The following is a 25,198-nucleotide window of genomic DNA, read 5'->3' on the forward strand; positions in this document are numbered from 1 at the left end:
TAATTGATTAATATGTGAAAAACCTCCGGAAAATCCGGAGGTTTTTTGGTTGCATCAATTCTTTTTCCACATCGGGTTATGCTGTAAAATTTTGTTGTGAACAGGGCAGTTTTCATTGTGTGCTCCCTGAAGGTATCCGATACTCATCAGAAATTCATTAACGATTTCTCCACCTGTGAACTTAAAGGTTTTCTTAAAAAGCTTCATCCATTCCTGCAATGTTTTAGGGTGATGATATTCCAGCCATTTTTCGAAGGAACCGAACTCTTTCTGAAGTTCAAGAACCGTTTTGGCATTTTCAATCGCTGCATTTACTTTAAGTTTATTTCTGATAATCTCAGGATCATTCAGAAGTCTTTCCCTGTCTTTTTCTGTATAAGCAGCAATTTTCTTTATATCAAAATTGCTGTAAGCTTTTCTGAAGCCGGCTTCTTTTTTTAAAATAGTTTCCCAGCTCAGACCGGCCTGGTTAATCTCCATAATCAGTCTTCCGAAAAGCTCATTATCATCATGAATGGGGTATCCGTAATGGTGATCATGATAATTTTTGTGAAGTTCTTTCCTGCTTTCAGGCTGCATCCTTTCTATGGCTAAACAATAACTCATTCTAATCTGTTTTTGTTAAAATTCTGTATAAAGATAAGCTTGTTTACTGACAACTGTTTGTCAGTAGTCTCTTATTTCTGCCTAGAATTCTTTACAAAAAACCTCCGGAATTCGGAGGTTTATACTTATTTAGTGCATGGCTTCACTTAAATCTAATTTTTCTTTACTTTTTCGTTCTTTTATGAACAGGATAAACGGAATACATATCAGGAATATGACTCCCAGGTAAAGAAATACATCCATATAAGAAAGTACCGTCGCCTGTTTGGTGACCGATAAGTCCAGAATTTTATACGCTGCATTCATCGCTGCATCAGGTGTCATTCCTTTTGCTACAAAGCTTGCTTTCAGACTATTTAACCTTTGCTGTACATCAAAACTATTGCTATCAAGGTGAGAAAGTAAATTCACCCTGTGCTTCTGGCTTTCGTTGGCTATAAAGGTAGTAATAGCCGCAATCCCGAAGGATCCCCCAAGCTGTCTCATCATCCCGGTAAATGCTGCACCCTGCCCAATTTCCTGCCCTTTCAGGGTACTTAAAGATAAGGAGGTGATAGGTATGAAAAGTAATCCCAATCCTGCTCCTCTTACAATCAGCATCCAGAAGAAAGCATCTTTACTGGTATCCGGAGTCAAAATCTTATACCCCCAGAAACTATAGACAAAGAAGATGAATAATCCTAAAGATACTAAAATCTGTTGTTTGGCCCCTTTTGTAAGCAATCTTCCGATGATCGGCATCATAAAAGCGGTTGTTAGCGCTGCCGGAATCATCAAAGCTCCCGACTGAAGCGCCGTCCATCCTAAAATACTTTGCGTATATAAAGGAACAATAAACGTTGAACCATACAGACCAAATCCTAAAACAAACGACATGAAAGTTCCGATCCTTAAATTCCCGTTTTTCAAAACCCGTAATTCTACAATTGGATATCTGAATGTAAGCTCCCGCCAGAGAAATAATATAAATCCAACAACAGCAGTTACCGTAAATGTTACGATCATTCCGCTTTCAAACCAGTCTTCTTCATGACCTCTTTCCAGGATAAACTGTAATGATCCCACCGTAAGTGCCAATAAAGCAATTCCTATCCAGTCTACATCCGAAACTTTGCGCTTTTCTGCATATTTAGGGCTTCTTACAAACTGAAGTGTCATCAATGTTGCAGCAATCCCAATCGGAATATTGATATAGAAAATATATGGCCAGCTGTAATTATCCACAATATAACCTCCCAATGGCGGGCCTAATGTAGGACCGATGATCACACCCAAACCATAAATAGCCTGAGCCATACTTCTTTTCTCAATTGGATAGGATTCTGTAATGATCGTTTGCGAGGTTACCAATAAAGCTCCACCCCCAATTCCCTGCATCAGTCTGAAAAACACCAGTTCCCAGATGTTCGTGGCATTTCCGCACAGGAACGAAAATACTGTAAATATGATAATGGAAGCCGCAAAATAATTTCTACGTCCGAACTGCTGCGAAAGCCAGCTCGTCATAGGAACAATGATTACGTTACCAATAGCATAGGCGGTAATTACCCAACCCACTTCGGAAAGTGTAGCTCCCAGATTCCCCTTCATTTCATTCAAAGCAACATTTACAATGGTGGAGTCTACAATTTCAAGCAAAGCACAAAGAATCGCCGTAATGGTGATAATGACTCTTCGGGCCCCGTATTCTACTAATGAATCTTGCATAAGTTTATTATTATGTAAAAGGTCAATGGTAAATTTTGCTATGCAAGTGAACAGTGAATTATACAACTACCTATTTTAAGTAAAGTAATTCACTATTGACAACGAAGTTAATTGACCTTTTACAATTTTTAATGTTAGTTCAAAATCACCTCAGCTTTCACGTTCATTCCCGTTCTCAGCTTTTTGGCGATATTTTTATCCAGGTTTACGAAATCAATTTTCACAGGCAGCCTTTGTACTACTTTTACGAAGTTTCCACTTGCATTGTCCGGAGGAAGGATTGAAAACGTTGCACCGGTTGCCGGAGAGAATGATGCTACTACTCCATCAAACTTTTTATCCGGAAAGGCATCAATTTCAATTTTCACTTTTTGCCCTTCAACCATTTTATCTACCTGGGTTTCTTTAAAGTTAGCCACTACCCATTTCTGATCATTTTTCACCAAGCTGAATAGTTGAGCACCGGTCTGTAAATATTGCCCAGTCTGGATCGGAACTTTTCCTACAAATCCATCTTCCGGAGCTACAATCACAGTGTAGGAAAGATTAAGTCTTGCGTTCTCCACATCCACTTCTCTCTGCTTAGCTACGGAGCTCGCCACATTGATTTGTTGAGAACTTGCCGCTGTTTGTGATGAAGCTACGCCAGTCTGCTGAGCGATCTGGTTTCTCTGATCTACCAAAACCTGTAATTGCTTATCAGCCGATTGTTTTGCAGCTAAAGCCTGCTCATATTGCTGTTCTGTAATAGAATGGTCTTTTACAAGATTGGCATATCTCTTCAGATCCTGAGAGGTTTTCCATACATTTACCTTCGCCGCTTCAATCTGTGCATTGGCCGTAGCAACAGCCGCTTCTGAAGTATTGATATTCTTAGAAGTTGCCGTAGTGGTTGCCTGAGCGGTAGAAATATTGCTTTTCGCTGTAGCTAAGGCAGCTTCAGCCTGCTCTAAAGCCATTTTCTGGTCTCTGTTATCTAAAATAACAAGGGTATCTCCTTTTTTTACAAACTGGTTATCTTTTACTTTTACTTCCGCTACATAACCAGAAATTTTAGAGATTACCGGAGCCATATTAGATGCGATTTGTGCATCATCCGTTTCTTCATGAGTTTGTCCGTAAGTATAAGCTCTGTATCCGTAAATTCCACCTCCAATTACTACAGCTGCTAAAATGATAGGGAAGACTAAACTTTTTTTCTTTTTAGGTTCAGTTGTTTGTGTATTATTATTTTCCATGTTGGGTATCGTTCTTATTTAATTGTTAAAGTTCCTGTTGTCTGTAATAGTTTTCTGTACGCTAACGCTGCATCAGCTTTGGCATTGATTACTCCTACATTGGCCGAAATCTGTGCTGCATCTGCATCTAAAAGCTCAGTCATGGTAGCCAAGCCGTTATCAAATTTATTTTTGGTGATTCTGTAATTCTCATTAGCCTGCACTGCTGATTTTTCGAAAACAGCAATTCTCTGTTTTGAATAATCGGCATTCTGATATTCTTTGTTAACTTCAAGCTTGATGTTATCATTTAATAATTCATTGGTAGCGTCCAGCTGCATTTCTCTTGCGCGAGATTGCTTTAATGCTGAATTTTGTTTCCAAAGATTAGCCAGATTGTATGAAACACCAACTCCAACATTCACGGCATTATAAATGGTGATGAACTTTGGAGCATCCGCCGCAATGTACCCCCCTGTTAAAGCTACTGTGGGATAATTTTCTGCTTTTGCCGCTTTGGTCCCTAATGCCGCCGCTTTTCTCTGCTGATCTAATGCAAGCAGATCTTTTCTGTTCTGCTGAGCTTCATTAAGATAATAGCTTACAGGCTTAGCATCCTGGATCTCATCAATATAATTAGGATCAATCTCCAGTTCGGTAGTTTCAGGAAGGCCTAATAATAAGTCCATATTGATGTTGGCAATATTGTAATTATTTTTAGCTTCCAACAATTGAAGTTCAATATTGGAAGTCTGAAGATTAGCCTTCAAACGGTCATTTCTTGCAATAACCCCATTATTCTCCAGCTTAAGGAATGTTTCATCTCTTTTGACAGAAGCGGTAAGGTTTTCTTCTAATACTTTGATAGACTGGCTTGCTTTGAATAAGTTATTATAAGCTTGTGCTACATTATAAGCAATGGCAGTTTTATCGTTCTCTGTACTTAATTTTGCAGCTTCTACAAGATATTTGGCAGATTCAATGCCATATTTAATTCTTCCGCCTGCATACAAAGGCATCGACAAGCTTGCCTGTCCCAGGAATACGGATTTAGGAGCTGCCATTTCTCCGTTTCCGGAACCTGATTCTCCTAAAAATTTCAAATCAACTTTGGCATTGGTAAGACGCATATAACTCCCTGATAATTTTAGATCAGGCAATTGTTTATTTTTAGCATCCAGAAGGTCTGCCGTAGCTTCTTCTATTTTGGCCGCATCAATCTTAAGATTTTTGCTGTTCTGAATCCCCATTTGTACGGCTTCATCCAGTGTAAGCTGTTTTTTCTCCTGGGCATTGGCATTGGCAATTCCTATGAAAAGGGAGAATGCAATGACTGTGTTATTTATTCTCTTCATAACCTAAAAGGTCTTTTAGTAAGTATTTTATATGGTTTTTAAGTTCCGTGTAATATTTTTCATCAAAAGCTTCTTCCTCCTCCGTATTATTAAGAAACTCTTTATACATTTCTTTAGCGTTGGAAGCATAGAACAATGTTCCGCTTACGGTAGCATGAAGCAGGTAAATAGGAGGATTTTTAGTGAAAATTCCTTTTTCCAATCCGCTTTCCAATACTCTGGAATACATGGAAATGAATCCCATTTTGGTTTGCTTAAGGAATTCTACGATCTGCGGGTTTTCCGTATGCAGCTGCTCTCTCTGCATGATCCTGTAAAAACATTTATGGTTTCTTACTCTCCCTGTAAACTGTTCTACTATCTTTTCTATTTTTTCCCACTCATTGATGTCGGTTCTCTCCAGAATATCTTTTGAAAAAAATTGCCCTTCATTCATTCTGTATTCTACCAGCTTCTCATATAATTTTTCTTTTGAACCGAAATAATAGGAAATCATAGAAATATTCACATTAGCTGCTTTGGCAATCTCCCGTGTGGAAGTTCCTTCAAAACCCTTTTCGGCAAAGAGCTTTTCGGCAGCGAATAATATATTTTCTTCTTTTGAGATCATTTCATTTCTATTTTTTCAAGGGGCAAATTTATAACAATTTTCAAACAAATCAAACGATTGATTGATTTTTTAATTTATTTTTAATTTTTTGTTCACACAACTCCTTGAAATTATTATATTTGGATTCAGATAAAAAATTAAATAATTATGAAAAAATTTATTTCTGCTTTAGCAGTTGTTGGTTTATTCACTTTCAGTTTTGCACAGGAAACTCCTAAGTCCGGATGTTGTGCAGGAAAGGATAAAAAAGAATGTTCTGTAAAAGATAAAAAGGCATGTGGTGACCATCACAAATCTTGTGATGCTAAAGCGAAAACAGCTGATAACAGTCAGCCTAAGACCAAAACAACTGCAAAAGTGAAAAAAGCAGCTTAATAGTAAAATTAAAGTCCTGAAATTTCAGGACTTTTTTATGTGTTTTTGTGAATATATCTTGATAGTTTTATTCCCAAATCGGTCCAGATGATTTTAGGATTCCCGTTTCTTGTTAAATGAAGATCTGCAGTACTGATCTCTTCTAATATGTTTTCAATATTGGCTCCGTTTATAAATTTGGAAAAGCCTGCCCAATTGAAACCATTCGCATCAATTTTTTTATAAACCAGATTTTCCGACTGATAATTCTGAAGCAAAGCCAATCTGAAGATCTCTGAGCAATAATTAAGGAAGTTCTTTTGTTTTTCCCTGTTCCAGCCTGAAATTTCCCTCGCCCAGAAAATAATATTCTTCAAAAACTCGGGTTTCTTTTTTACCTGAAAGGCATCACGAACCCACTGAATGAATAATTTTTCAAATTCTTCATTCTTATTTCCGGAATTCAAAAGCTTTATGGCTTCATTTAAATCTCCCTGTGCTTCATGAATAATTTCCTTCACTTTTTCATCCGAGACGGAAAAATTTTTACGGATATACTGATCCAGATCTTCATCATTGATCCTGTGAACTTCTACGATCTGAGTCCTGGAAAGAATAGTGGGAAGAATATCATTAGTGCTTTCCGCCGTTAAAAGAATAAGGGTTTTTGCAGGGGGCTCCTCAAGAAACTTAAGAAACTTATTGGAAGCGGAGATGTTCATTTTATCAGCTCTCCAGACAATGAGGATTTTAGTACCGCCTTCAAAACTTTTGAGTGAGAACTTCTGGTTCTGGTCATCTATTTCATCTGCAGAAATAAACAGCTGTTTATTTTCCGAATCCAGGAACGCTGTCCAGTCATCATAGCTTGCATATGGAGAAGCTAAGATCATTTCCCTGAATTCATCGAATTTATTTTTGCTTAATGAATTTTTATTATCCGTATAAACTGGAAAGCTGAAATGCAGGTCCAAGTGATTCAGGTGCTCTACTTTTGAAGCGGCATGTTCATTTTCTCTATTTAAAATTTCTCTTGCATATGCTAACACCAAAGGAAGTGTCCCATAACCTTCTTTTCCTACAAAAAGCTGGGCATGGCTTACTCTATTCTCTGCGATACTGTCTTTTAGAAGTTTTTTCAGGTTTTCCTGTCCGGCAATATTCTCCCAATTCATGTTTCAAAGATAAAGAATTTTGTGAAAGAGTATATTTGTGAACCGTGAATTTTGCTTCACAAGTGAATGATCAATTGCTTACAATATATTCATTATCCTCATTCGCAATTGACTATTGCCATTTAGAATTCGTCTTTTTCCCCTTAACAAACTTTAACCTCATGAAATTTTTACAATTCATTAATATTTAAGATATTTGCGCATTGTTTAAAAATATAGAATGAAAAAAATCTTTGTACTATCATTCATATCAGTCGGGTATTTCCTAAATGCACAGAGTTTGAGTAACTCACCTTATGCAACCTACGGAATTGGAGATGTAAAATATGATAATACGATTGAAACTGCCTCAATGGGTGGTATATCAACTGCTTATATAAGTGATTTCACCAGTAGTTTTAACTTTGCTAATCCAGCCAACAATGCCAATTTTGAACTTACAAGCATTAAACTGGAAGCAACCAACGAAAATAATTATTTCAAAACTGATTATAATAATACGAAGTCTACCAAACATTCTACGTACTTATCCAATATATCGTTAGCATTTCCTTTGTCACAAAAGGTAAAAATGGGGTTTTCCTATCAGCCGTACAGCTCAAAAAGTTATGACATCCTCCATTCAGAAACTATACAGAATCCAGATGGGACGGAGACGGAAGTAAGAAACCGTTTTAGAGGAACCGGTACATTGAATACAGCTCAGGCTGCAGTTTCATATAAAATTAACCAGGAATTCGCAGTGGGGGTAAGAGCTAACCTATATTTCGGGAACTTATCGGATATCAATGAGCTTGCGTCTTCCAATGCAGAGTTAATCAATGGATATGAAACGAAGAACAGGATTAAAAACTTCAATTTCACTCTTGGTGCAAATTACCAGCATTTAAATACAAGTACAGACCGTAAGCTTACTATTGGTGCTACGACAACTTTCGGAAACTCCAGTAATATGACAACTGATTATACCAACAGTACCTATTATTACACTACAGGAGATGTAAAAGCCGGTGAAACCATTATTGAACAGAAAAGTACAAAATCTAAAAACCTTTTACCATTACAGGCTTCTTTAGGTATCGGATACGGTAGTGAAAACCAGTGGTTTGTTTCCCTTCAGGGAGATTATAAAAAAGGAGAAACCGTTTCTTATTTCGGAAGTACTTTTGATTTTGAGGATTCTTACAGAATTTCTGCCGGAGGTTGGTATTTGCCGAACTACAACAACTTCAGAAGTTATTTCTCCAGAGTTGTATACAGATACGGAGCTTTTTATGAAAAAGGAAACTTAAAGCTTGCCGGTAATAACATTAACAAATTTGGTGTTTCCGCAGGGGTACTTCTTCCATTCAAGAACAGCAGTATTACAAGAATGAGCGGACTTGAAATTGGTGTGGAAGTTGGAAAACGCGGTACTTTGAAAGATAATTTGATCAACCAGAATTTCATTAATTTAAGAATAGGCTTTAACTTTGCTGACAGATGGTTCAGAAAAACCCTATACAACTAGAATGAAATTGAAAACGAACATATCATATAAAAATATAGCATACCTTTTTAGTTGTGCTATATTTTTTATATTGACTTCCTGTGAAGAGGATCTTACCAAAGCCAACGCTAATAAGAATAAAAATTTCCCTTCACAGATCATTAACAATGCCAAAATCATCCAGCGTGATTCTGGATTTGTAACGCTACGGGCCACGGCTCCGATTATTGAAAAATATGAACTGATAGACAGTCCATACGTAGTGGCCAGAAAGGGGATTAACATTCAGTTTTTTGATAAGAAAAAACCTAAAGTGCCTGGAAAAATCACCGCCAAATACGCCCGTATTTTCGAATATAAAAAATTCTATGAAGCGAAAGGTAATGTAAGAATCACTACCAATGAAGGACAGCGATTTGCCATGCAGAGTATTTACTGGGATCAGAAAAAGAACCGTATTTATACCAAAGATACTGTGTATGTAACGATGGAAGATGGTTCTACCCTTGTTGGAGCCAATGGAATGACCGCTAAAGATGACTTTTCAGAATACACTTTCTTTAATAATTCCGGTGATTTCAGTACCAAACAACTTTCTGAAAAACAAAAATAATGATGATTTCACAGGCTATCGGTTTAATGTCCGGAACAAGCTTGGACGGATTGGATATCTGCTTGGCCAGGTTTGAAAAAAAAGGTCAAAACTGGAGTTTTGAAATCCTTAAGGGAGAAACTATTCCCTATCCGGTTTCCTGGGAAGAAAAACTCAGAAATGCCATTCATTTAAGCGCAGAGGAACTATTGGAATTACATTCGGAATATGGTTTTTACTTAGGGCAACAAGTTCAGGATTTTATTCAGAGAAATGAACTTCAGCATATTGATCTGATTTCATCTCATGGTCATACAGTTTTTCATCAGCCTCAAAAGAGATTTACATTGCAGATTGGCGATGGAAGAGCTATTAAATTAATGACAGGAATTCCTGTAGTATATGACTTCAGAACACAAGATGTCTTGATGGGCGGAAACGGGGCTCCTTTGGTTCCTATAGGAGATGAATTACTTTTTTCCCAATATGATGCATGCCTGAATTTAGGCGGGTTCTCCAATATTTCATTAAAAGTTGCTGATCAAAGGATCGCTTTTGATATTGCTCCTGTGAATATTGTTTTAAATAGGCTTGCTCAGCAATTTGACAAAAATTTTGATGAAAACGGCGAATTAGCCAGGACGGGAAAAGTCAATCAAGAATTGTTATCTAAGCTTAATTCTTTAGAATTCTATCAGCAATCCCATCCAAAATCATTAGGAATTGAATGGTGTAATGCATATGTTTATCCATTGCTGGGCACCATCGAAAGAACAGATCTTCTGACAACATGTACGGAACACATCAGTCAGCAAATTTCAAAGGTCATTAACGAAAACAACCTTAAAAGTGTTTTATTTACCGGAGGTGGAACGTACAATTCTTTTTTAATAGAGAAGATACGACAGAAAACTCACGCTGAAATTATTATTCCCGAAAAAGAAATTATAGAGTATAAAGAGGCTTTAATTTTTGCTTTTATGGGTGTTTTAAGGCAAAATAACGAGGTCAATGTCCTTGCGTCTGCAACGGGAAGTTCCAAGGATCACAGTTCAGGAATTATGATATAAAAAAAACCTCCATTGCTGAAGGTTTTTGTTTTATTTATAAGCTTCGATCTTATCCGTTAAAGTATTGATGAAGTTTTGTAAAGGCTTTTCTACCATCATTTTGATAAAAGGATTGAATTTTCCTTCAAAAAGCATCTGAACCTCCGTTTGATTTTCATTCACAGGATTCAAAGTTGCTGTTAATGAAAAATCTAAGCTCGAGCTTGCCGATTTCAAAACCGCTTTCTGATCATTTACTTCGTCTATTTTCAATGCGATTTCCGGCATTCCCTGTAATCCGAATTTAAAACCGTCTTCTCTTGTTTCAAACTTCTGAAGGCCATCCGGCATAAAATCTTTATAATTTTCCGGGGACTTTAATATTTCTGTTAGCTCTTTAGATGATTTATTGACAATAATCTTTCGTCCTTCTAAATTCATTTTTTTATTTTTGTATTTAAATTCTAATTCTTACAAATATATGTATAAAGTTTTTGTGAACGAAAAAAAATTATTATTGTCTAAGCAATCTGAAAACTTAGAAAAAACGCTTAGATATGAAAACGTCACAAGCCTTGAGATCGCTCTTGATCTTCTTGAAAATACATCTGTAAAGGAATTGAATGTTTTCGGTGAAAATTTGGATGAAATCTGGGCAGAATTTCAAAAACTGTTCAGAATCATTGAAGCTGCGGGAGGTATCGTAAGTAATCCTGAGCAGGATATCCTTTTTATCAGAAGACTTGGTAAATGGGATCTTCCTAAAGGTAAAATGGAGAAAGGTGAATCCAGGGAAGAATCAGCCGTAAGAGAAATTGAAGAAGAGACAGGATTGAAAGATGTAGAGTTAAAAAAGTTCATCAATACCACTTATCATATTTATGTGGAAAGAAACGGCGAAAAAATCCTTAAATGCACTCATTGGTTCGATATGAACTTCAAAGGCGAAGATACCTCGAAACCTCAGATCGAAGAAGGAATCACAGAAGTAGCCTGGAAAAATGTCTCTCAAATAGAAAGTGAAGTATTTCCAAATACTTTTAGAAATATAGAACTGATCATTAAAGAATTCTGGAGCAGCAGTATTAAATAAATTCTGCTGCCTTTTCCAGTGAAATTCCTCTTGAAGCTTTTAACAGGATATTGTCTGATTGAATTTTATTCAATTTTAAATAGTCTATTAATTCTGCTGTATTTTCAAAAGAATTTGTGGAAGAATTGACATTTTTAAAGTGTTTTCCTACGGTTATAATTTCATCAAAACCCAAATCATGAGCTAGCTGAAGAATATTTTGATGTTCTTTTGCACTCTCCTCCCCCAATTCCAGCATATCCCCGATAATAATGGTTTTACTGCCTTCAAATGTTATAAAATTATTCAGTGAGGCGGTCATTGAACTTGGATTGGCATTGTAGGTATCCAGAACCAAAGTTTTACCCTCCTTTTTCACAATCTGAGACCGCATATTGGTAGGGGTATATTTTTCAACTGCATTCTTGATCTTTTCTATATCAACTCCAAAATGAAGCCCTAAACTTGCTGCTGCGCAAAGATTGGTGAAATTATATTCTCCGGTAAGTTTGGATAGCATTTTTGTTTCATGATAGATCAGTCCTACACAATGGTCTGCTGAAAAAGACTCATAATAATACTCCGAACTTTCTTTTCCAAAAGTTATAGTGTGTTCATAATTTTCGGTCTTTTCCACTTGAATGTTGTCATTCTCATTAACGATAATAGTCCGATGATGGTTTTTCAGGAAGTCATACAGTTCGGATTTCCCTTTGATTACGCCTTCAAATCCGCCAAAACCTTCCAAGTGTGCTTTTCCGAAATTAGTGATATACCCATAATCCGGCTGAGAAATCGTGCATAAAAGTTCAATTTCTTTTTGATGATTGGCTCCCATTTCTATGACTGCCATTTCATGCTCCGGTTTAATAGAAAGGATAGTCAGTGGAACTCCGATGTGGTTGTTTAAATTTCCAACTGTGTATTGAACCTTATATTTTTCCGACAGAACAGCATGAATCAATTCTTTTGTTGTCGTCTTGCCATTGCTTCCTGTAAGTCCGATAATCGGAATTTGTAGCTTACTTCTATGAAATACGGCCAGATCCTGAAGAAATTGTAAGGTAGACGGAACGTAGAAAATATTCTTATCCTTATTTTCAAAATCTTTTTGCTCCACAATGACTGCTAAAGCTCCATCTTCCACCGCTTTATCTGCTAATGTTGCCGCATTGAAATTCTCACCGGAAAAAGCAAAGAAAATGTCATCTTTTTCTATCTTCCTGCTGTCTATGGTAACTTTATTTGACTTTAAAAATAAAGGATAAAACTGTTCTGTATTCATAGGTCAAAAATAAAAAAACCTTCCGAAAATCCGGAAGGTTTTTTATAAGTATTTTTTGATAAATATTATCTTCTTGTTCTACCTTTATCGCTTGCTCTAGCGTCCTGAGCTACACGGAATCCAATCCATCCGTATGCTCTGTTTTGGTCTTTATATCTTCTTTGCCCCGGATCCAACCAGTAAGCTGTATCCTGCCAAGAACCTCCTTTTACAACTCTGATGTCATTCGTCATTGCAGAAGTTCTTTCTTTAGTATCTTTTTGCAATACTACTTTACCGCTTCCATCTACAATAAATCTCTGCTTAGGAGCATTGTACATGTTGAAAGATGAAGTAGAATCTCCGGCTCTGTAGTACTCAAGAGAAGATTGTCTGTCACCATCTCTGTAGTTTCTGTAGTCAGCGATAGTTTCTCTTTCATACTGTCCAGGTAAGTTTTTGTAAACTAATCTTCCGTCAGCCAAAGTATCATATTTAATACTGCTTTCATCTACCATTTTGTAAGTTCCGTCGCCGTTTCTTACGATAGCTTGAGGCATGTTTCCTCTATAGTAGTTGAAGTCACTCATATCATCATCAATCATTGGTCTGTATACGTCTGCAGTCCATTCAGCTACGTTTCCGTACATACCATAGATTCCTAAATCATTAGAAGGATATTGTCTAACGTCTGAAGTTCTTGCAGATCCGTCATTTTTCCATCCAGCGATACCAGAATAGTCACCTCTTCCCATTTTGAAGTTCTCCATGTACATTCCTTTATCTCTTCCCTTTGTACCTCTTAATCTTTCGATTTCAGGTTTTTTACCCATGTACTGGTTATACTCTCTGTTTTTAGCCATTCCAAGAGCTGCATATTCCCATTCAACTTCCGTTGGAAGTCTGAATTTCTGAACCATTGCTGCACTAGGTGCTCTGTTCGCTGCAAGAAGTCTTTGGTTTGTAGTTTTCAAACCTGTTCTTTGCTGTAATCTTTGCTCATTGATATATCCCTGCATTTCAGGATCATTCGATTTGAATTTATCCATGTTGAATGCAGTTCCTCCTTGGTTATTAGATTCATTGATATATAAATCTTTAGCAATAATACCCGCTTGCATTAAAGCTTTTTCGTTCGCTCTGTCTGTAAGCCATTCGCAGTATCTGTTTGCCTGAGTCCAAGAAACCCCTACTACAGGATAGTAATCGAATTCAGGAGAACGGAAATACGTTTCATTGTAATCGTTTCTGGATAATTTGTTATCCCACAATAAGGTATCAGGCAATGCACCGTTATAGATTTCCTTAAAGCTAGGATCGCTTGGTGGGAATACATACTTCAACCATGTAAGGTATTCGCGGTATTCATAGTTAGTAATTTCTGTTTCCCCGATGAAGAAAGAACTTACCTGCATTCTGCGAGGCGAGTTATTCCAATCGTGCATAACATCATCTTTCACTAATCCCATTGTAAAAGTTCCACCTTCTACATATACCATTCCCGGCCAACCTTTCTGCTTTTGTTGCTTTCCTGCAAAAAACCAACCTTGTTTTTCGTTTGGTTTCCAACCCGTTTTGCTGACAAATTTTTTAGTACCACCACCTTTGCTAGTACCTGATCCACCACAACTGGTTAATGCAAGTGTAGAACTTAATGCTATTAATGAAAACAACTTTAGTTTTTTCATAGTCGATATAAATATTTTCAAAGTACAAAGAAAAAATAAATTATTCAATAAATCAAGTAAAGATTTGATTTTTTTGAAAAACGATAACAAATTAATTTTATTGTATTATAATTTAATTATAAAATTTTCATTTATTTTGTAATTCAGAAATTTCAAAAACAAACATGAAACAAAAAATTACGCTTTTATTTCTAATTTCTTTTGTATCAGCACTTTACGCCCAGAGAACGACCATTGAATGGGGAGGTTCTAAAATACTGGACTTTGGTGATACAAAATTAAATCTTCCGAATTTCAAAAATGAAGGTTTTTCTTTCAGCCAAAATAACATTTTTATCCAAACAAAACAAAAAATAGGAGAAAAGCAGTTAAAAGTTTCAAATCCGGTATGGGAAACTGTTTCCACTAAGGAGCTTTATGACATGAATAAAGATCTGCTTCCCAACTATGACGTAGCCGATATTACCTATTATTATCTGGAAGGAGAGAGATACGCCGGCATCAATGTTTCTTTATTTAAAAATGTAAAAGGAAGAATTCAGCGATTAACTTCATTTGACATTTCTGAAACCTCAGCTCCCGCTAATTTCGGAAGCACCTACAAAGTAGGAACCACCAACAATCCTCTATCCAGTGGGAATTTCTATAAAATAAAAGTTGATAAATCCGGTATTTTTAAAATTTCCACTCAATTTTTAAAAGACCTTGGGATCAATCCGTCCACAGTAAATCCAAAAAATTTCAGGATTTATGGAAACGGAGGAATTATGCTTCCTGAACATAATCAGGATGTAAAATACAGTGCATTGCAGGAAAATGCGATCCAGGTTATAGGTGAAGCCGACGGAGTCTGGAATGACGGAGATTATGCGCTTTTCTATGCTCAGGGACCAAATGGATATAACCTTTATGACACCACCAATGGAAATGGTTTCAAAAGAAATGATACCAGAAGTGACCGAAGCAATAACGTTAAAAATATTTACGAGGACTTCTCCTATTATTATATCAATGTAGATAAAGGACCGGGAAAAAGAGTACAGGAAGTAGATGCCAATCTTCCCACTACATTAATTACAAGATACGACAACTATCAAGTGATTAATAACGATCAGAAAAACCTGTTGAAAGTAGGAAGAACCTGGGTTGAAGATGTTCCTCTTATTGCAGATAAAACAGTGACATTTACCACTGCTTCACCAATTCAGGCAGGAGATGAAATAAGATACAGAGCTCAGGTTGTAGGGTACAAATCTCAGCAGAACACTATTGGATTTGATATTAATAATCAAAATCCGTTAACTGTTTCTGTACCTTCCAATACGCCAACTTATTCTTTTGATTTCTATCCGGCAAGATATGCAGGAAGTCTTACCAATTTAACGGGTACTCAAATTTCATTTAATCTTAAGCCCAACATCGCTGTCAATCCCAACGGGGTATTCTATATTGATTATCTAGAAGTACAATATAAAGATAACCTGTCCTTCAATGGAACTCAAATGAGCTTCAGGGATTTTTCTCTTGTAAGCGGCAGTAATACCAATTACGGTTTCAGTGTTGCCAATGCCTCTGCTATTGAACAGATTTGGGATGTTACTGATATTACCAATGCCAACAGAAGAGTGAATAAGGCCACCGGAAACACTGTTTTCAATTTTGGGTATCTTACTTCAGACCCTAACTTCAATAATGAATTTGTAGCATTCAGAGCGGATGCAGCGTTTAGTCCTCAAATTGTAGGAAAAATAGCGAATCAGGACCTTTCTTCCTTACAGAATGTAGATTACCTGATCATCACTGTTCCTGAAATGATGGGTCAGGCTCAGAGATTAGCCAATTATCATCAGACTAAAAATAATTACAATGTACAGATCGTAGATGCTAACAAAATTTACGAAGAATTTGGAAGCGGAAGCAAAGATCTTACAGCTGTAAGAGATTTTGTGACCAAACTTAATACTCCTCTGGGAAGACTGAAATATGTATTCATCCTAGGAGATGCTTCTTATGATTATAAAAACAGGATTTCCAACAATTCCAATGTGGTTTCAAGTTATCAGAGTGAGGAATCAAATGATTTTATCAGTTCGTTCGTTACCGACGATTATATTGTGATGACAAAACCTCAGACAACATCTTTTATCACAAATAATCTTCCTGATCTGCCTGTAGGAAGAATTCCGGCAGCGAGCGTTACAGAAGCCATCAATATGATGGATAAAACATTGGCTTATTACAACTCTTTGTCCGGACAATCCACTCCGTTTGGAGAATGGCGTATGAAACTGGATTTTGTAGTGGATGATGACCACAATGAAGATCTGGCGAACCCTATTCCTTTCCATACGACCATGAATAATTCTTTGGTAAGTATTTTTGAACAACCGGGAAACATCCTTAAGGAATATAATGTAAGAAAGTTATATCTGGATGCATTCCAGGCACAAAGTACAGCAGGAGGACAAAGATACCCACAGGTAAACCAGGCGATTTCCAATGATATAGGAAACAGCTTATATCTTTTCTATTTCGGACATGGAGGGATCAACGGATGGGCACAGGAAAGAGTACTCACCTCTAGTGAAGTTCAGAATTCCAATAATTTCTCCAACGTATACAGTAGATTCCCTTTTGTTTCTACTATTACCTGTGAATTTACTCTTTGGGATGAACCGGGAACAGTTTCAGCGGGAGAACAGTTTATCAAATTAAAGCAAGGAGGAGTTTCTACGATGATCACTTCAAGCCGTGCGGTAGGAATCGGTTATGGTATAGATTTCACAGGACTTTATACAAGAGAAATTTTCAAGCTGGTGAATGATGATTTCCTCAGTTTAGGAGATGCTCATCTTAATGCTAAAAAAATAAGAGGAAGTGATGCCAATCACCTGAAGGTAAATTTCCTTGGGGATCCGGCTATGAAGCTAAGCAGACCTCAAAGATTACTGGTGATAGACAATATTGAAACACCAGTACCGGGATTAATCAGGGGATTGGATTTCGTAAAGGTAAAAGGACACATCAACAACCCGAATGGAACAGTTAACACCACTTTCAACGGAAGAGTTGTCATCAATATTTTTGATAAGAGATTGAATAAAAAGACGTTAAATAATGATGGTAATTTACCTGTTCTGAACTACACAGAAGAAGGAAGTGCTATTGTAAAAGCTTCAGGAACGGCTGTAAACGGTGTATTTACTGTAGAATTCTATGTTCCGAAGGATATTAATTATGCGGTGGGTGAAGGCAGGATTTTAGGATATGCAGACAATAAAGCTATCGATGTATTCAACAACCAGACTGTACAGGTTGGTGATATCAACCCGAACGGAATTAATGATAATGAGCCTCCGAAAGTAAAATTGTATATGAACAATACCAATTTTGCGGATGGCGGAATCACTGATCAGAATCCAATGCTTCTTGCCTGTGTAACGGATGATACGGGAATTAATTCAACCGGTTCAGGAATCGGACATGATATTACCGTATATTTGGATGGGCAGATTATCAATACTATTGTATTAAATGACTTCTTTGCCTCCGGGGAAGGAAATGGATGTTTAAATCCAAGTTTGGCAGACTACCAGAAAGGAAATGTAACCTACCCTTTCAAAAATTTAGCGATTGGGCAACATCAATTAACATTTAAAATTTGGGATATAAACAATAATTCTACGACTGCTACGTTAAATTTTGAAGTTAAGGATGAGTCCGATCAGCATCTGATCATCAATAGACCATTGAACTGGCCAAATCCTTTTACAAACAAAACGTATATACAGTTTGAACATAATTGCGATGATATTTTGGATGTAAATGTTCAGATTTATACGATTACCGGAAAATTGGTAAGAACTTTATCACAAGCTGTTGTGGCAGAACCATTCCTACAGGGCTTTAGAACCCCACGTCAGGCAATAGAATGGGACGGAAAAGACGATTTTGGTGATACAGTAGCAAAAGGTACGTATATTTTTAAGATATTTGCAAAAAGTCAGAATCAAGAAAAATGCAAAGGAAGTGCTACAGCTGTAGAAAAAATGGTACTTTTGAAATAATTTTAAAACAACATAGATAATAATATTAACAAAAAACTGATAATATATAAAAAACAACATATGAATTTAACTACTAAACTGTTATTAGGAATTGGTTTAAGTGCTGGTTTTTTAGGCTATTCGCAAGATTTAAGTAAAGTAAATCCAGTATTAACCGGAGCTCCGTTCCTAAGAATCGCGCCGGATGCAAGATCAGGAGGTATGGGTGATCAAGGTGTAGTTACATCGCCGGATGCATTTTCTCAATTCTGGAACGCAGCGAAATATCCTTTTAGCAGAACAAGTTCTTCCGTAGGGGTCAATTATACTCCTTATATGGGAAAACTTACCAATGATGTATTTTTACTATATGGTGCATTCCATAAATTTTTAGGCCAGGAAGAAAGATCTACCATCTCTGCAAGTATTTATTACTTCAATATGGGAGAAGTGGACTTAACTCAGTTGGTAGGTAATGAAGTGGCTCCTATGGGTACATCAAAACCAAATGAATTCTCGATTGATGTTGCTTACGGTCTGAAACTTTCTGATTCTTACTCGATGGCTGTAACGGGTAGATTTATCCGTTCAGATTTAGGAGGAAGCTTCAACACAGACAATACCATTAAGCCTGCAAACTCTTTCGCGGTAGACGTTTCGGGATACTATACTTCTCCGAGATTCTCAAGCTTCGGAGGATACGACGGAAAACTGAACGCAGGTTTCGCTATTCAGAACTTAGGTCCTAAATTGGATTATACAGGAAATGAAGAATCAAGATCTTATCTTCCTACTATGGCAAGATTAGGGGTTGGTTACGACATGTACCTTGATGATCTGAACAAAGTGGGACTAAGTATTGAAGGTTCTAAAATCTTAGTTCCGGGATCTGAATTTGTAGGAATGGATCCTAATACAAGACAGCCTATCTATGAAATTCCTAACGTAGGGGTAATGGAAGGTATCGGAAAGTCTTTCAAAAATAAGAACAGCATCATGTACAGTGCAGGTCTTGAATATTCTTATGACAATGCATTCGCTGTAAGAGGTGGTTACTTCCATGAAAGTGAAGAGCAAGGAGCAAGACAATTCGCTACTGCAGGTATCGGATTAAAGTACCGTTCTTTCGGACTTGATGTTTCTTACCTAATTAATATGTCTAAAATTAATACTGCCTTGGATAACACCCTTCGTTTCGGTTTAACATGGAACATCGGAGATGAAACTTCTAACGTAGATTATTAAAAAAACATAATATAAAAGTTTTGAAAAGTCTCATTTTTATGAGGCTTTTTTTATTTTCAATAAGTATTTTTGTAGTATGAATTATTCAGCAGAACTTAAAAAATTTGTAACCAGTCAATATGTATATTCTGCCATCAGGATTACACTGGCAACAGTTCTGCCCTGCTTAGTTCTTGCCCACTTTGGCATTTTAAAGGAGTATTTCCTCTTTCCCCTCGGAACCAGCTTTGTTGCTCTTACCGATCAACCGGGGCCTTTCATCCGAAGAAGAAACGCACTAACGTTTGCCATTTTCTGCTTTATTATTGTCGCGCTGATTGCCAGTTTGGTCATGAATTTTAAAATTCTTGTCCTTCTCGAGATTATTGTTTTCGGAATGTTCTTTTCTTTGATCGGAGTGTATGGACAGCGTTTGGCCGCAGTAGGTTCCTTATCTTTAGTTGTATTAGCGATCTTTATTGATGGACATCTTACTGGAAGTAATATTTTTAAAAGCTTGCTGATATTTGCTTCCGGATGCACCTGGTTTTTATTGATTTTTCTTATTGTAACTACTATTCAGCCTTATAAACTGGCAAGCCAGATGATTGGAGAGAACTATCTTCAATTAGCTGAATTTTTAAAAATCAAAGCCAATTATTATCAAAAAAATCCGGATTTTGATAAGCTTACCTCACAGGTTATTGCCAAACAGATCGGCATTAAAAATCTTCAAGAAGAAACCCGCGAAACCGTTTTCAAAACAAGAACCATCGTTAATGAATCCACCACAACCAGCCGTTTGCTGATGCTGATGTTCCTTAACTCCATGGATCTCCATGAAAAATTAATGACTTCTGAAAGTGATTATCAAAAGCTTCAACAAAGTTTTGAAGACAGTATGATCCTGGTGAATATCCATGATTATCTCAATCTTCTTTCCGAGGAAATCACCAATATCGGTATTGCTCTCCAAAGCGGAACCAGAGCGAAACCGATGTTCAATATGGAACTTGAGCTTAAAAATCTTAATTACCATTATTTCGAACTCAGAAATAAACAGCTCTCTTCAGATAACCTTGAAAATTTCATGATCCTGCGCCAGATTTTAATGCGCATCAATGAAATTACCAAGGAGATCAATGAGATCTACAAAGTCTTTTCCCAAAATATAAAGCTGGCCAAAAGTCTTTCTACAGGATTAGACCTCAAAAAGTTTATGCCTAATGAAGAGAAGTTGAATTTTAAGGTTCTAAGGAATAATATTTCTTTTTCTTCTTCTCATTTCAGACATGCGATAAGGATTACAACTGCTTTATTTATCGGATATCTGTTTTCTCTGTTCCAGTTTTTAGGAATCGGACATACCTATTGGATTTTAATTACCATTACCGCTATTTTAAAGCCAGCCTACTCTATTACCAAACAAAGGAATCTGCTTCGTTTGTACGGAACTATTGCAGGTGCTTTGATCGCATACGGGATTTTACATTTCATCCATATCAACGGAATTTTATTTACCATTTTATTGCTGAGCATGATTCTATGTTTCAGCCTATTGAAAGGAAAATATTTCTGGGCCGTTTTATTCATGACCATTTACGTTTTCCTGAGCTTTAATTTTCTGAGCCCCGGAAATGTGAACATCATATTCAGAGACAGGATTGTGGATACCATGATTGCAGGAATCATTGCATTTCTTGTCTCTTATATTGTCTTACCGGTATGGGAACACACCCAGAACCTGGATCTGATGAAAAAATCCGCAGAATGCAATCTCATTTATTTCCAGAGCGTGATCGCTAAATTCATGCAGGAAAATACGGATATTGAGGATTATAAAGTAAAACGCAAAAATGCGATCATCGCTTTGGCCAATCTTTCGGACAATTTCCAAAGGATGATTTCTGAGCCTAAAAATCAGCAGAAAAAGCTGGAAGTAGTTCATCAGTTTGTTGCCACTTCACATCTTATTACGGCTTATACAGCATCTTTCTCACAATATTCACAGGATAACAAAAAGTTCCCTGAGATCGACTTTGAAGGCTGGAACAGGAAAATTGAAGCCGAAATGATGCAGGTATCCAATTTATTACAGGGAGAAAAGATCAATGAAACCTTAAAAATGGAAAGCCGTCTCGAACCGGAAGATTCTTCCCTTGAAGACCTTCTTTTAAAAAGAAAAACGGAGATCGAGGAAAATGATATTGTTGACAGAAGAGATCCCGACAGGATTTCTCATTTAACGGAGCTGAAAAACATTCACGATATTCTGGAACTTATCTATGACGTGGCCAAAGAGCAAAGAAAAGTCATTGAAAAATACAGAAACGAATCGGAATCTACTCCTCCACAATCGTAAAACAATAATCATCAAAGAACTCTACCCTGGCTTTGAATTCATCTGAAAACTGATCGTCATACACTCTGCACTGGATGTGATGAAGATGTTTCAGCTCAAACGGCCGTACTTCATAATTCTTTTTCAATGACCAGTAGTTGGAATGATGGATTTTGTACATACTTTCTTTTACACTCCAGATAATAGTGTAAAATGTATCTTCTTTATCCTTGGGAATAAACCCTCTTTCATTCTCATACGTGAACTTATCGATCACCCGTAATATTTTTGGATTGAATTTTTCAATATCAATTCCTATTTTATTATTGGAAATAGCGATCGCTGCAAAAGGAAAAGAATGGGTAATGGAGATTTCCGCATCTTTAGGAAACAGGAATGGCTCTCTTTCTTTATACAGGATTTTAGAAGCAGGCTTCAAGCCTTTCAACAGTTTTCGGACCATTAGGACCTCCAAAAGTTTTTTGGGGTGATAATCTTTCACTTTTTCGGCATTTTCAGGCTCTAAAAGCTCATCTATATTCAATTCTTCATTCTCATCATACTTCCATACAAGAATGGTGGCGTTGTCATCCGAAAAATCTCGATAAAGGGGCATATTTTTGGTCAGCAGGATTTTAGTTTGTAAATTTGCGAAAAATTTTTCAGATAGATGGAAACAACAACCCAATACGTTCCTTATAAAGTAAAGGATATTTCCCTGGCAGAATGGGGAAGAAAGGAAATCGCTCTTGCTGAAGCTGAAATGCCTGGTTTAATGGCGATCCGTGAAGAATACGGAGCTGAGCAACCTCTTAAAGGAGCAAGAATTGCTGGATGTCTTCACATGACGATCCAAACGGCTGTACTTATCGAGACACTAGTAGCTTTAGGGGCTGAAGTTACCTGGTCTTCTTGTAATATTTTCTCTACTCAAGATCACGCTGCTGCTGCTATTGCTGCTGCGGGAATCCCGGTTTATGCTTGGAAAGGTATGAACGCTGAGGAATTCGACTGGTGTATTGAGCAGACTTTATTCTTTGGTGAAGACAGAAAACCATTGAATATGATCCTTGATGACGGTGGTGATTTAACGAATATGGTTTTCGATAAATACCCGGAATTAACAAAAGAGATCAAAGGTCTTTCTGAAGAAACTACTACAGGAGTACACAGATTATACGAAAGAATGCAGAACGGTACTTTAGTAATGCCTGCCATCAACGTAAACGACTCTGTAACGAAATCTAAATTCGACAACAAATACGGATGTAGAGAATCTGCGGTAGATGCCATCAGAAGAGCTACAGACGTTATGTTGGCTGGTAAGAGAGTGGTTGTTTGCGGATTCGGAGATGTAGGTAAAGGTACTGCGGCTTCATTCAGAGGAGCAGGTTCTATTGTTACCGTTACGGAAATCGACCCGATCTGTGCTCTACAGGCAGCAATGGAAGGATACGAAGTTAAAAAACTGGATACCGTAATTGAAAATGCAGATATCATCATTACTACAACTGGTAACTTCAATATTGTACAAGGTTCTCACTTCAAGAAAATGAAGGACAAAACGATCGTTTGTAACATCGGACACTTCGATAACGAAATCGATATGGCTTGGTTGAACGAAAATTATGGTTCTACAAAATATGAAGTTAAACCTCAGGTTGATGTTTACAACATTGACGGCAATGAGATCATTATTCTTGCTGAAGGTAGATTGGTAAACTTAGGATGTGCAACAGGACACCCAAGTTTCGTAATGTCTAACTCTTTCTCTAACCAGACATTAGCTCAAATCGAACTTTGGAAGCATTCAGACAAATATGAAAATAAAGTGTATACGTTACCTAAGCATCTGGATGAAAAAGTGGCAGCTCTTCACCTTAAGAAATTAGGTGTTGAACTTGAAACACTGACTGAAGAACAAGCTAAATATATTGGTGTAACAGTAGACGGGCCATTCAAGCCTGAATATTACAGATACTAATATTTTATAGTCTTATATAAATAAAAAACGCTCCGAAATTCGGAGCGTTTTTTATTGCTATGAAGCGGCTGTTTTTAAATCTCTTTAATATTATTGTTTTGTTAAAATTATTTTCTTTCCACTAGGCATTACGGTTTTATAAGCATTGGAGCAACTCGCAATAATATCCCGGTCCTGAACAAATACCAATTCCATCTGATTTAGATTATTAGGGTCTGGAAATGATACGTATACATATCCTTTATCATTACAGTCTGCATTTCCAGAATAATATAATTGATATTTTTTTAATTCTTTATCAAAATAAAAGCCACCCATCGCATCCAGATCATTGTAGTTTAAAGAATTATATAAAGTGTTACCATCAATTGTTTTAACTAAAACTCTTCCTATTAATTTATCCCAAAATTTTTCATTGAACCATCCTCCATCATTTTCTTTTTTAATAAAGTGTAATTCATAAGTTCTTCCATCACTGTATGTTCCTTTCCATGTTCCTACAAATTTATTTAATCTGTTATTAGTATCTTTAAGATAAACATAATCGGGGCAATTTTTTGTAGGCTTGCATTGTGATAATTGGTCTAGTGATATTGTTTGAGCTTTACAAGAAAGAATTCCCAGCATAAAAAGCGTATAAATTATTTTATTTTTCATCATTTTTAAAATTATTAGTTAGGGACATTCGGAGTTGCCACTTCCGTTTTATTTGCATTCCAAGTTTTGAATGTAGCAGAGTTATCAATATACATTCAACAATAAAACAGATAAAAAAAGTGACCAATTTCCTGATCACCTTTTAAAATATTTCTCCAACTTATTGCTTTGTTAATAATAATATTTTTGCATCAGGCATTACTGTTTGATATCCATTAGGGCAACTTGCGATAATATCCATATCTTGAATAAAAACCAGTCTCATTTGATTCAGATTATTAGAGTCAGGAAAAGAAATATAAACATAGCCCTTATCATTACAGTCTGCATTGCCAGAATAATACATTTGATATTTTATTAAGTTTTTATCAAATTCAAAACCATTAAAATGAGTTTGTCCGTCTGTTGTATTTATGGTATTTTCTAATTCGGTTCCGTTATTTGTTTTAATCAGAATGCGACCGATAATCATATCTCTAGGTTTTCCACCATATAAGATAAAATCATTTTTTTTAGTAAAATGAAATTCATACATTCTACCATCTGTATGAGTTCCTTTCCAAATTCCCACAAATTTATCTAATCGATTATTTACATCTTTTATGGGTGTGTAATTTGGACAATTTCCATTTTCACATTGTGATAATTGATCTAAAGATATTGTTTGAGCTTTACAGGAGAGAATTCCCAGAATAAAAAGCAAATAAATTATTTTATTTTTCATCGTTTTATAAATTAAACAGTTAGTGACATCGGAGTTGCCACTTC

At 36.4% G+C, this 25,198-nt stretch carries 21 protein-coding genes; 9 read left to right on the forward strand and 12 right to left on the reverse strand.

Going from position 1 to position 25,198, the window contains the following annotated elements; translation table 11 throughout:
* Positions 1-54: 54 nt before the first annotated feature.
* From EGI05_RS05275 to EGI05_RS05295, 5 genes are all read right to left on the reverse strand, one after another.
* On the reverse strand, positions 55-606 hold the full coding sequence (locus EGI05_RS05275) for a DNA-3-methyladenine glycosylase I (protein WP_123262002.1): 552 nt from the start codon (positions 604-606) through the stop codon (positions 55-57).
* Positions 607-735: 129 nt separating this feature from the next.
* Positions 736-2,313 (reverse strand): DHA2 family efflux MFS transporter permease subunit, encoded by a 1,578-nt coding sequence (locus EGI05_RS05280; protein WP_123262003.1) that lies wholly within the window; start codon positions 2,311-2,313, stop codon positions 736-738.
* A gap of 134 nt (positions 2,314-2,447) precedes the next feature.
* Complete coding sequence (locus EGI05_RS05285; RefSeq protein ID WP_123262004.1) at positions 2,448-3,551, reverse strand: HlyD family secretion protein; 1,104 nt, start codon at positions 3,549-3,551, stop codon at positions 2,448-2,450.
* 14 nt (positions 3,552-3,565) lie between these two features.
* The gene (locus tag EGI05_RS05290; RefSeq protein ID WP_123262005.1) at positions 3,566-4,885 is read right to left on the reverse strand and encodes a TolC family protein; all 1,320 of its coding nucleotides are present in this window, start codon (positions 4,883-4,885) and stop codon (positions 3,566-3,568) included.
* Positions 4,869-5,495, reverse strand: a complete 627-nt coding sequence (locus EGI05_RS05295; RefSeq protein ID WP_123262006.1) for a TetR/AcrR family transcriptional regulator — start codon at positions 5,493-5,495, stop codon at positions 4,869-4,871. The genes EGI05_RS05290 and EGI05_RS05295 overlap by 17 nt, the downstream gene beginning before the upstream one ends.
* 147 nt (positions 5,496-5,642) lie before the next feature.
* On the opposite strand from EGI05_RS05295, the gene EGI05_RS05300 reads away from it, so the two are divergent.
* Positions 5,643-5,870, forward strand: coding sequence for a hypothetical protein (locus EGI05_RS05300; protein ID WP_123262007.1), 228 nt, complete (start codon positions 5,643-5,645; stop codon positions 5,868-5,870).
* 35 nt (positions 5,871-5,905) lie between these two features.
* On the opposite strand, the gene EGI05_RS05305 is transcribed toward EGI05_RS05300, so the two are convergent.
* Positions 5,906-7,024, reverse strand: a complete 1,119-nt coding sequence (locus tag EGI05_RS05305) for a DNA polymerase III subunit (protein WP_123262008.1) — start codon at positions 7,022-7,024, stop codon at positions 5,906-5,908.
* A 220-nt stretch (positions 7,025-7,244) separates the two neighbouring features.
* Between EGI05_RS05305 and EGI05_RS05310 the strand changes: the two genes are divergently transcribed.
* The 3 genes from EGI05_RS05310 to EGI05_RS05320 are packed head-to-tail and all read left to right on the forward strand — an operon-like array spanning position 7,245 to position 10,175.
* Positions 7,245-8,534, forward strand: a complete 1,290-nt coding sequence (locus EGI05_RS05310; protein ID WP_123262009.1) for a hypothetical protein — start codon at positions 7,245-7,247, stop codon at positions 8,532-8,534.
* A gap of 1 nt (position 8,535) precedes the next feature.
* Positions 8,536-9,126 (forward strand): LPS export ABC transporter periplasmic protein LptC, encoded by a 591-nt coding sequence (gene lptC / locus EGI05_RS05315; protein WP_123262010.1) that lies wholly within the window; start codon positions 8,536-8,538, stop codon positions 9,124-9,126.
* Between the two features lie 2 nt (positions 9,127-9,128).
* Complete coding sequence (locus EGI05_RS05320) at positions 9,129-10,175, forward strand: anhydro-N-acetylmuramic acid kinase (protein ID WP_123262579.1); 1,047 nt, start codon at positions 9,129-9,131, stop codon at positions 10,173-10,175.
* A gap of 30 nt (positions 10,176-10,205) precedes the next feature.
* Here EGI05_RS05320 and EGI05_RS05325 read toward each other — a convergent pair whose 3' ends face one another.
* Positions 10,206-10,595 (reverse strand): SRPBCC family protein, encoded by a 390-nt coding sequence (locus tag EGI05_RS05325; RefSeq protein WP_123262011.1) that lies wholly within the window; start codon positions 10,593-10,595, stop codon positions 10,206-10,208.
* 40 nt (positions 10,596-10,635) lie between these two features.
* Between EGI05_RS05325 and EGI05_RS05330 the strand changes: the two genes are divergently transcribed.
* Positions 10,636-11,247: an NUDIX hydrolase gene (locus tag EGI05_RS05330; RefSeq protein ID WP_123262012.1), complete on the forward strand. Its 612-nt coding sequence runs from the start codon at positions 10,636-10,638 to the stop codon at positions 11,245-11,247.
* Here the strand turns inward: EGI05_RS05330 and EGI05_RS05335 are convergent.
* Together EGI05_RS05335 and gldJ are read right to left on the reverse strand one after the other, a co-directional pair.
* Positions 11,240-12,511, reverse strand: a complete 1,272-nt coding sequence (locus tag EGI05_RS05335) for a UDP-N-acetylmuramoyl-tripeptide--D-alanyl-D-alanine ligase (RefSeq protein WP_123262013.1) — start codon at positions 12,509-12,511, stop codon at positions 11,240-11,242. The two genes, EGI05_RS05330 and EGI05_RS05335, sit on opposite strands and share 8 nt — an antisense overlap.
* A 65-nt stretch (positions 12,512-12,576) precedes the next feature.
* Entirely contained in the window at positions 12,577-14,178 is a 1,602-nt protein-coding gene (gldJ, locus tag EGI05_RS05340) for a gliding motility lipoprotein GldJ (protein WP_123262014.1), read from the reverse strand.
* 164 nt (positions 14,179-14,342) lie between these two features.
* Between gldJ and porU the strand changes: the two genes are divergently transcribed.
* The 3 genes from porU to EGI05_RS05355 all read left to right on the forward strand — a co-directional run bounded on the left by porU (position 14,343) and on the right by EGI05_RS05355 (position 21,810).
* The gene (gene porU, locus EGI05_RS05345) at positions 14,343-18,245 is read left to right on the forward strand and encodes a type IX secretion system sortase PorU (protein ID WP_123262015.1); all 3,903 of its coding nucleotides are present in this window, start codon (positions 14,343-14,345) and stop codon (positions 18,243-18,245) included.
* A gap of 60 nt (positions 18,246-18,305) precedes the next feature.
* Positions 18,306-19,469 carry a type IX secretion system outer membrane channel protein PorV gene (gene porV, locus EGI05_RS05350; RefSeq protein WP_123262016.1) on the forward strand — a complete coding sequence of 388 codons (1,164 nt, stop codon included), beginning with the start codon at positions 18,306-18,308 and terminating at the stop codon, positions 19,467-19,469.
* Between the two features lie 76 nt (positions 19,470-19,545).
* Positions 19,546-21,810 (forward strand): FUSC family protein, encoded by a 2,265-nt coding sequence (locus tag EGI05_RS05355; protein WP_123262017.1) that lies wholly within the window; start codon positions 19,546-19,548, stop codon positions 21,808-21,810.
* Here EGI05_RS05355 and EGI05_RS05360 read toward each other — a convergent pair.
* Complete coding sequence (locus EGI05_RS05360; RefSeq protein WP_123262018.1) at positions 21,791-22,405, reverse strand: 4'-phosphopantetheinyl transferase family protein; 615 nt, start codon at positions 22,403-22,405, stop codon at positions 21,791-21,793. The two genes, EGI05_RS05355 and EGI05_RS05360, sit on opposite strands and share 20 nt — an antisense overlap.
* Positions 22,406-22,459: 54 nt before the next feature.
* Between EGI05_RS05360 and ahcY the strand changes: the two genes are divergently transcribed.
* Positions 22,460-23,773 (forward strand): adenosylhomocysteinase, encoded by a 1,314-nt coding sequence (ahcY, locus tag EGI05_RS05365; RefSeq protein WP_123262019.1) that lies wholly within the window; start codon positions 22,460-22,462, stop codon positions 23,771-23,773.
* A gap of 90 nt (positions 23,774-23,863) precedes the next feature.
* Here ahcY and EGI05_RS05370 read toward each other — a convergent pair whose 3' ends face one another.
* Both EGI05_RS05370 and EGI05_RS05375 read right to left on the reverse strand, forming a co-directional pair.
* Complete coding sequence (locus tag EGI05_RS05370; protein ID WP_134197353.1) at positions 23,864-24,430, reverse strand: DUF6705 family protein; 567 nt, start codon at positions 24,428-24,430, stop codon at positions 23,864-23,866.
* A 160-nt stretch (positions 24,431-24,590) separates the two neighbouring features.
* A complete protein-coding gene (locus EGI05_RS05375; protein ID WP_123262021.1) occupies positions 24,591-25,154 on the reverse strand; it encodes a DUF6705 family protein in 564 nt (187 codons plus the stop codon).
* Between the last annotated feature and the right edge of the window lie 44 nt (positions 25,155-25,198).

The organism is Chryseobacterium daecheongense, assembly GCF_003729955.1.
Taxonomy (GTDB): domain Bacteria; phylum Bacteroidota; class Bacteroidia; order Flavobacteriales; family Weeksellaceae; genus Chryseobacterium; species Chryseobacterium daecheongense.

Coding starts and splice junctions, on each gene's coding strand:
- EGI05_RS05275 (WP_123262002.1), bottom strand. CDS start 606: ATGAGTTATTGTTTAGCCATAGAAAGGATGCAGCCTGAAAGCAGGAAA.
- EGI05_RS05280 (WP_123262003.1), bottom strand. CDS start 2,313: ATGCAAGATTCATTAGTAGAATACGGGGCCCGAAGAGTCATTATCACC.
- EGI05_RS05285 (WP_123262004.1), bottom strand. CDS start 3,551: ATGGAAAATAATAATACACAAACAACTGAACCTAAAAAGAAAAAAAGT.
- EGI05_RS05290 (WP_123262005.1), bottom strand. CDS start 4,885: ATGAAGAGAATAAATAACACAGTCATTGCATTCTCCCTTTTCATAGGA.
- EGI05_RS05295 (WP_123262006.1), bottom strand. CDS start 5,495: ATGATCTCAAAAGAAGAAAATATATTATTCGCTGCCGAAAAGCTCTTT.
- EGI05_RS05300 (WP_123262007.1), top strand. CDS start 5,643: ATGAAAAAATTTATTTCTGCTTTAGCAGTTGTTGGTTTATTCACTTTC.
- EGI05_RS05305 (WP_123262008.1), bottom strand. CDS start 7,024: ATGAATTGGGAGAATATTGCCGGACAGGAAAACCTGAAAAAACTTCTA.
- EGI05_RS05310 (WP_123262009.1), top strand. CDS start 7,245: ATGAAAAAAATCTTTGTACTATCATTCATATCAGTCGGGTATTTCCTA.
- lptC (WP_123262010.1), top strand. CDS start 8,536: ATGAAATTGAAAACGAACATATCATATAAAAATATAGCATACCTTTTT.
- EGI05_RS05320 (WP_123262579.1), top strand. CDS start 9,129: ATGATTTCACAGGCTATCGGTTTAATGTCCGGAACAAGCTTGGACGGA.
- EGI05_RS05325 (WP_123262011.1), bottom strand. CDS start 10,595: ATGAATTTAGAAGGACGAAAGATTATTGTCAATAAATCATCTAAAGAG.
- EGI05_RS05330 (WP_123262012.1), top strand. CDS start 10,636: ATGTATAAAGTTTTTGTGAACGAAAAAAAATTATTATTGTCTAAGCAA.
- EGI05_RS05335 (WP_123262013.1), bottom strand. CDS start 12,511: ATGAATACAGAACAGTTTTATCCTTTATTTTTAAAGTCAAATAAAGTT.
- gldJ (WP_123262014.1), bottom strand. CDS start 14,178: ATGAAAAAACTAAAGTTGTTTTCATTAATAGCATTAAGTTCTACACTT.
- porU (WP_123262015.1), top strand. CDS start 14,343: ATGAAACAAAAAATTACGCTTTTATTTCTAATTTCTTTTGTATCAGCA.
- porV (WP_123262016.1), top strand. CDS start 18,306: ATGAATTTAACTACTAAACTGTTATTAGGAATTGGTTTAAGTGCTGGT.
- EGI05_RS05355 (WP_123262017.1), top strand. CDS start 19,546: ATGAATTATTCAGCAGAACTTAAAAAATTTGTAACCAGTCAATATGTA.
- EGI05_RS05360 (WP_123262018.1), bottom strand. CDS start 22,405: ATGCCCCTTTATCGAGATTTTTCGGATGACAACGCCACCATTCTTGTA.
- ahcY (WP_123262019.1), top strand. CDS start 22,460: ATGGAAACAACAACCCAATACGTTCCTTATAAAGTAAAGGATATTTCC.
- EGI05_RS05370 (WP_134197353.1), bottom strand. CDS start 24,430: ATGAAAAATAAAATAATTTATACGCTTTTTATGCTGGGAATTCTTTCT.
- EGI05_RS05375 (WP_123262021.1), bottom strand. CDS start 25,154: ATGAAAAATAAAATAATTTATTTGCTTTTTATTCTGGGAATTCTCTCC.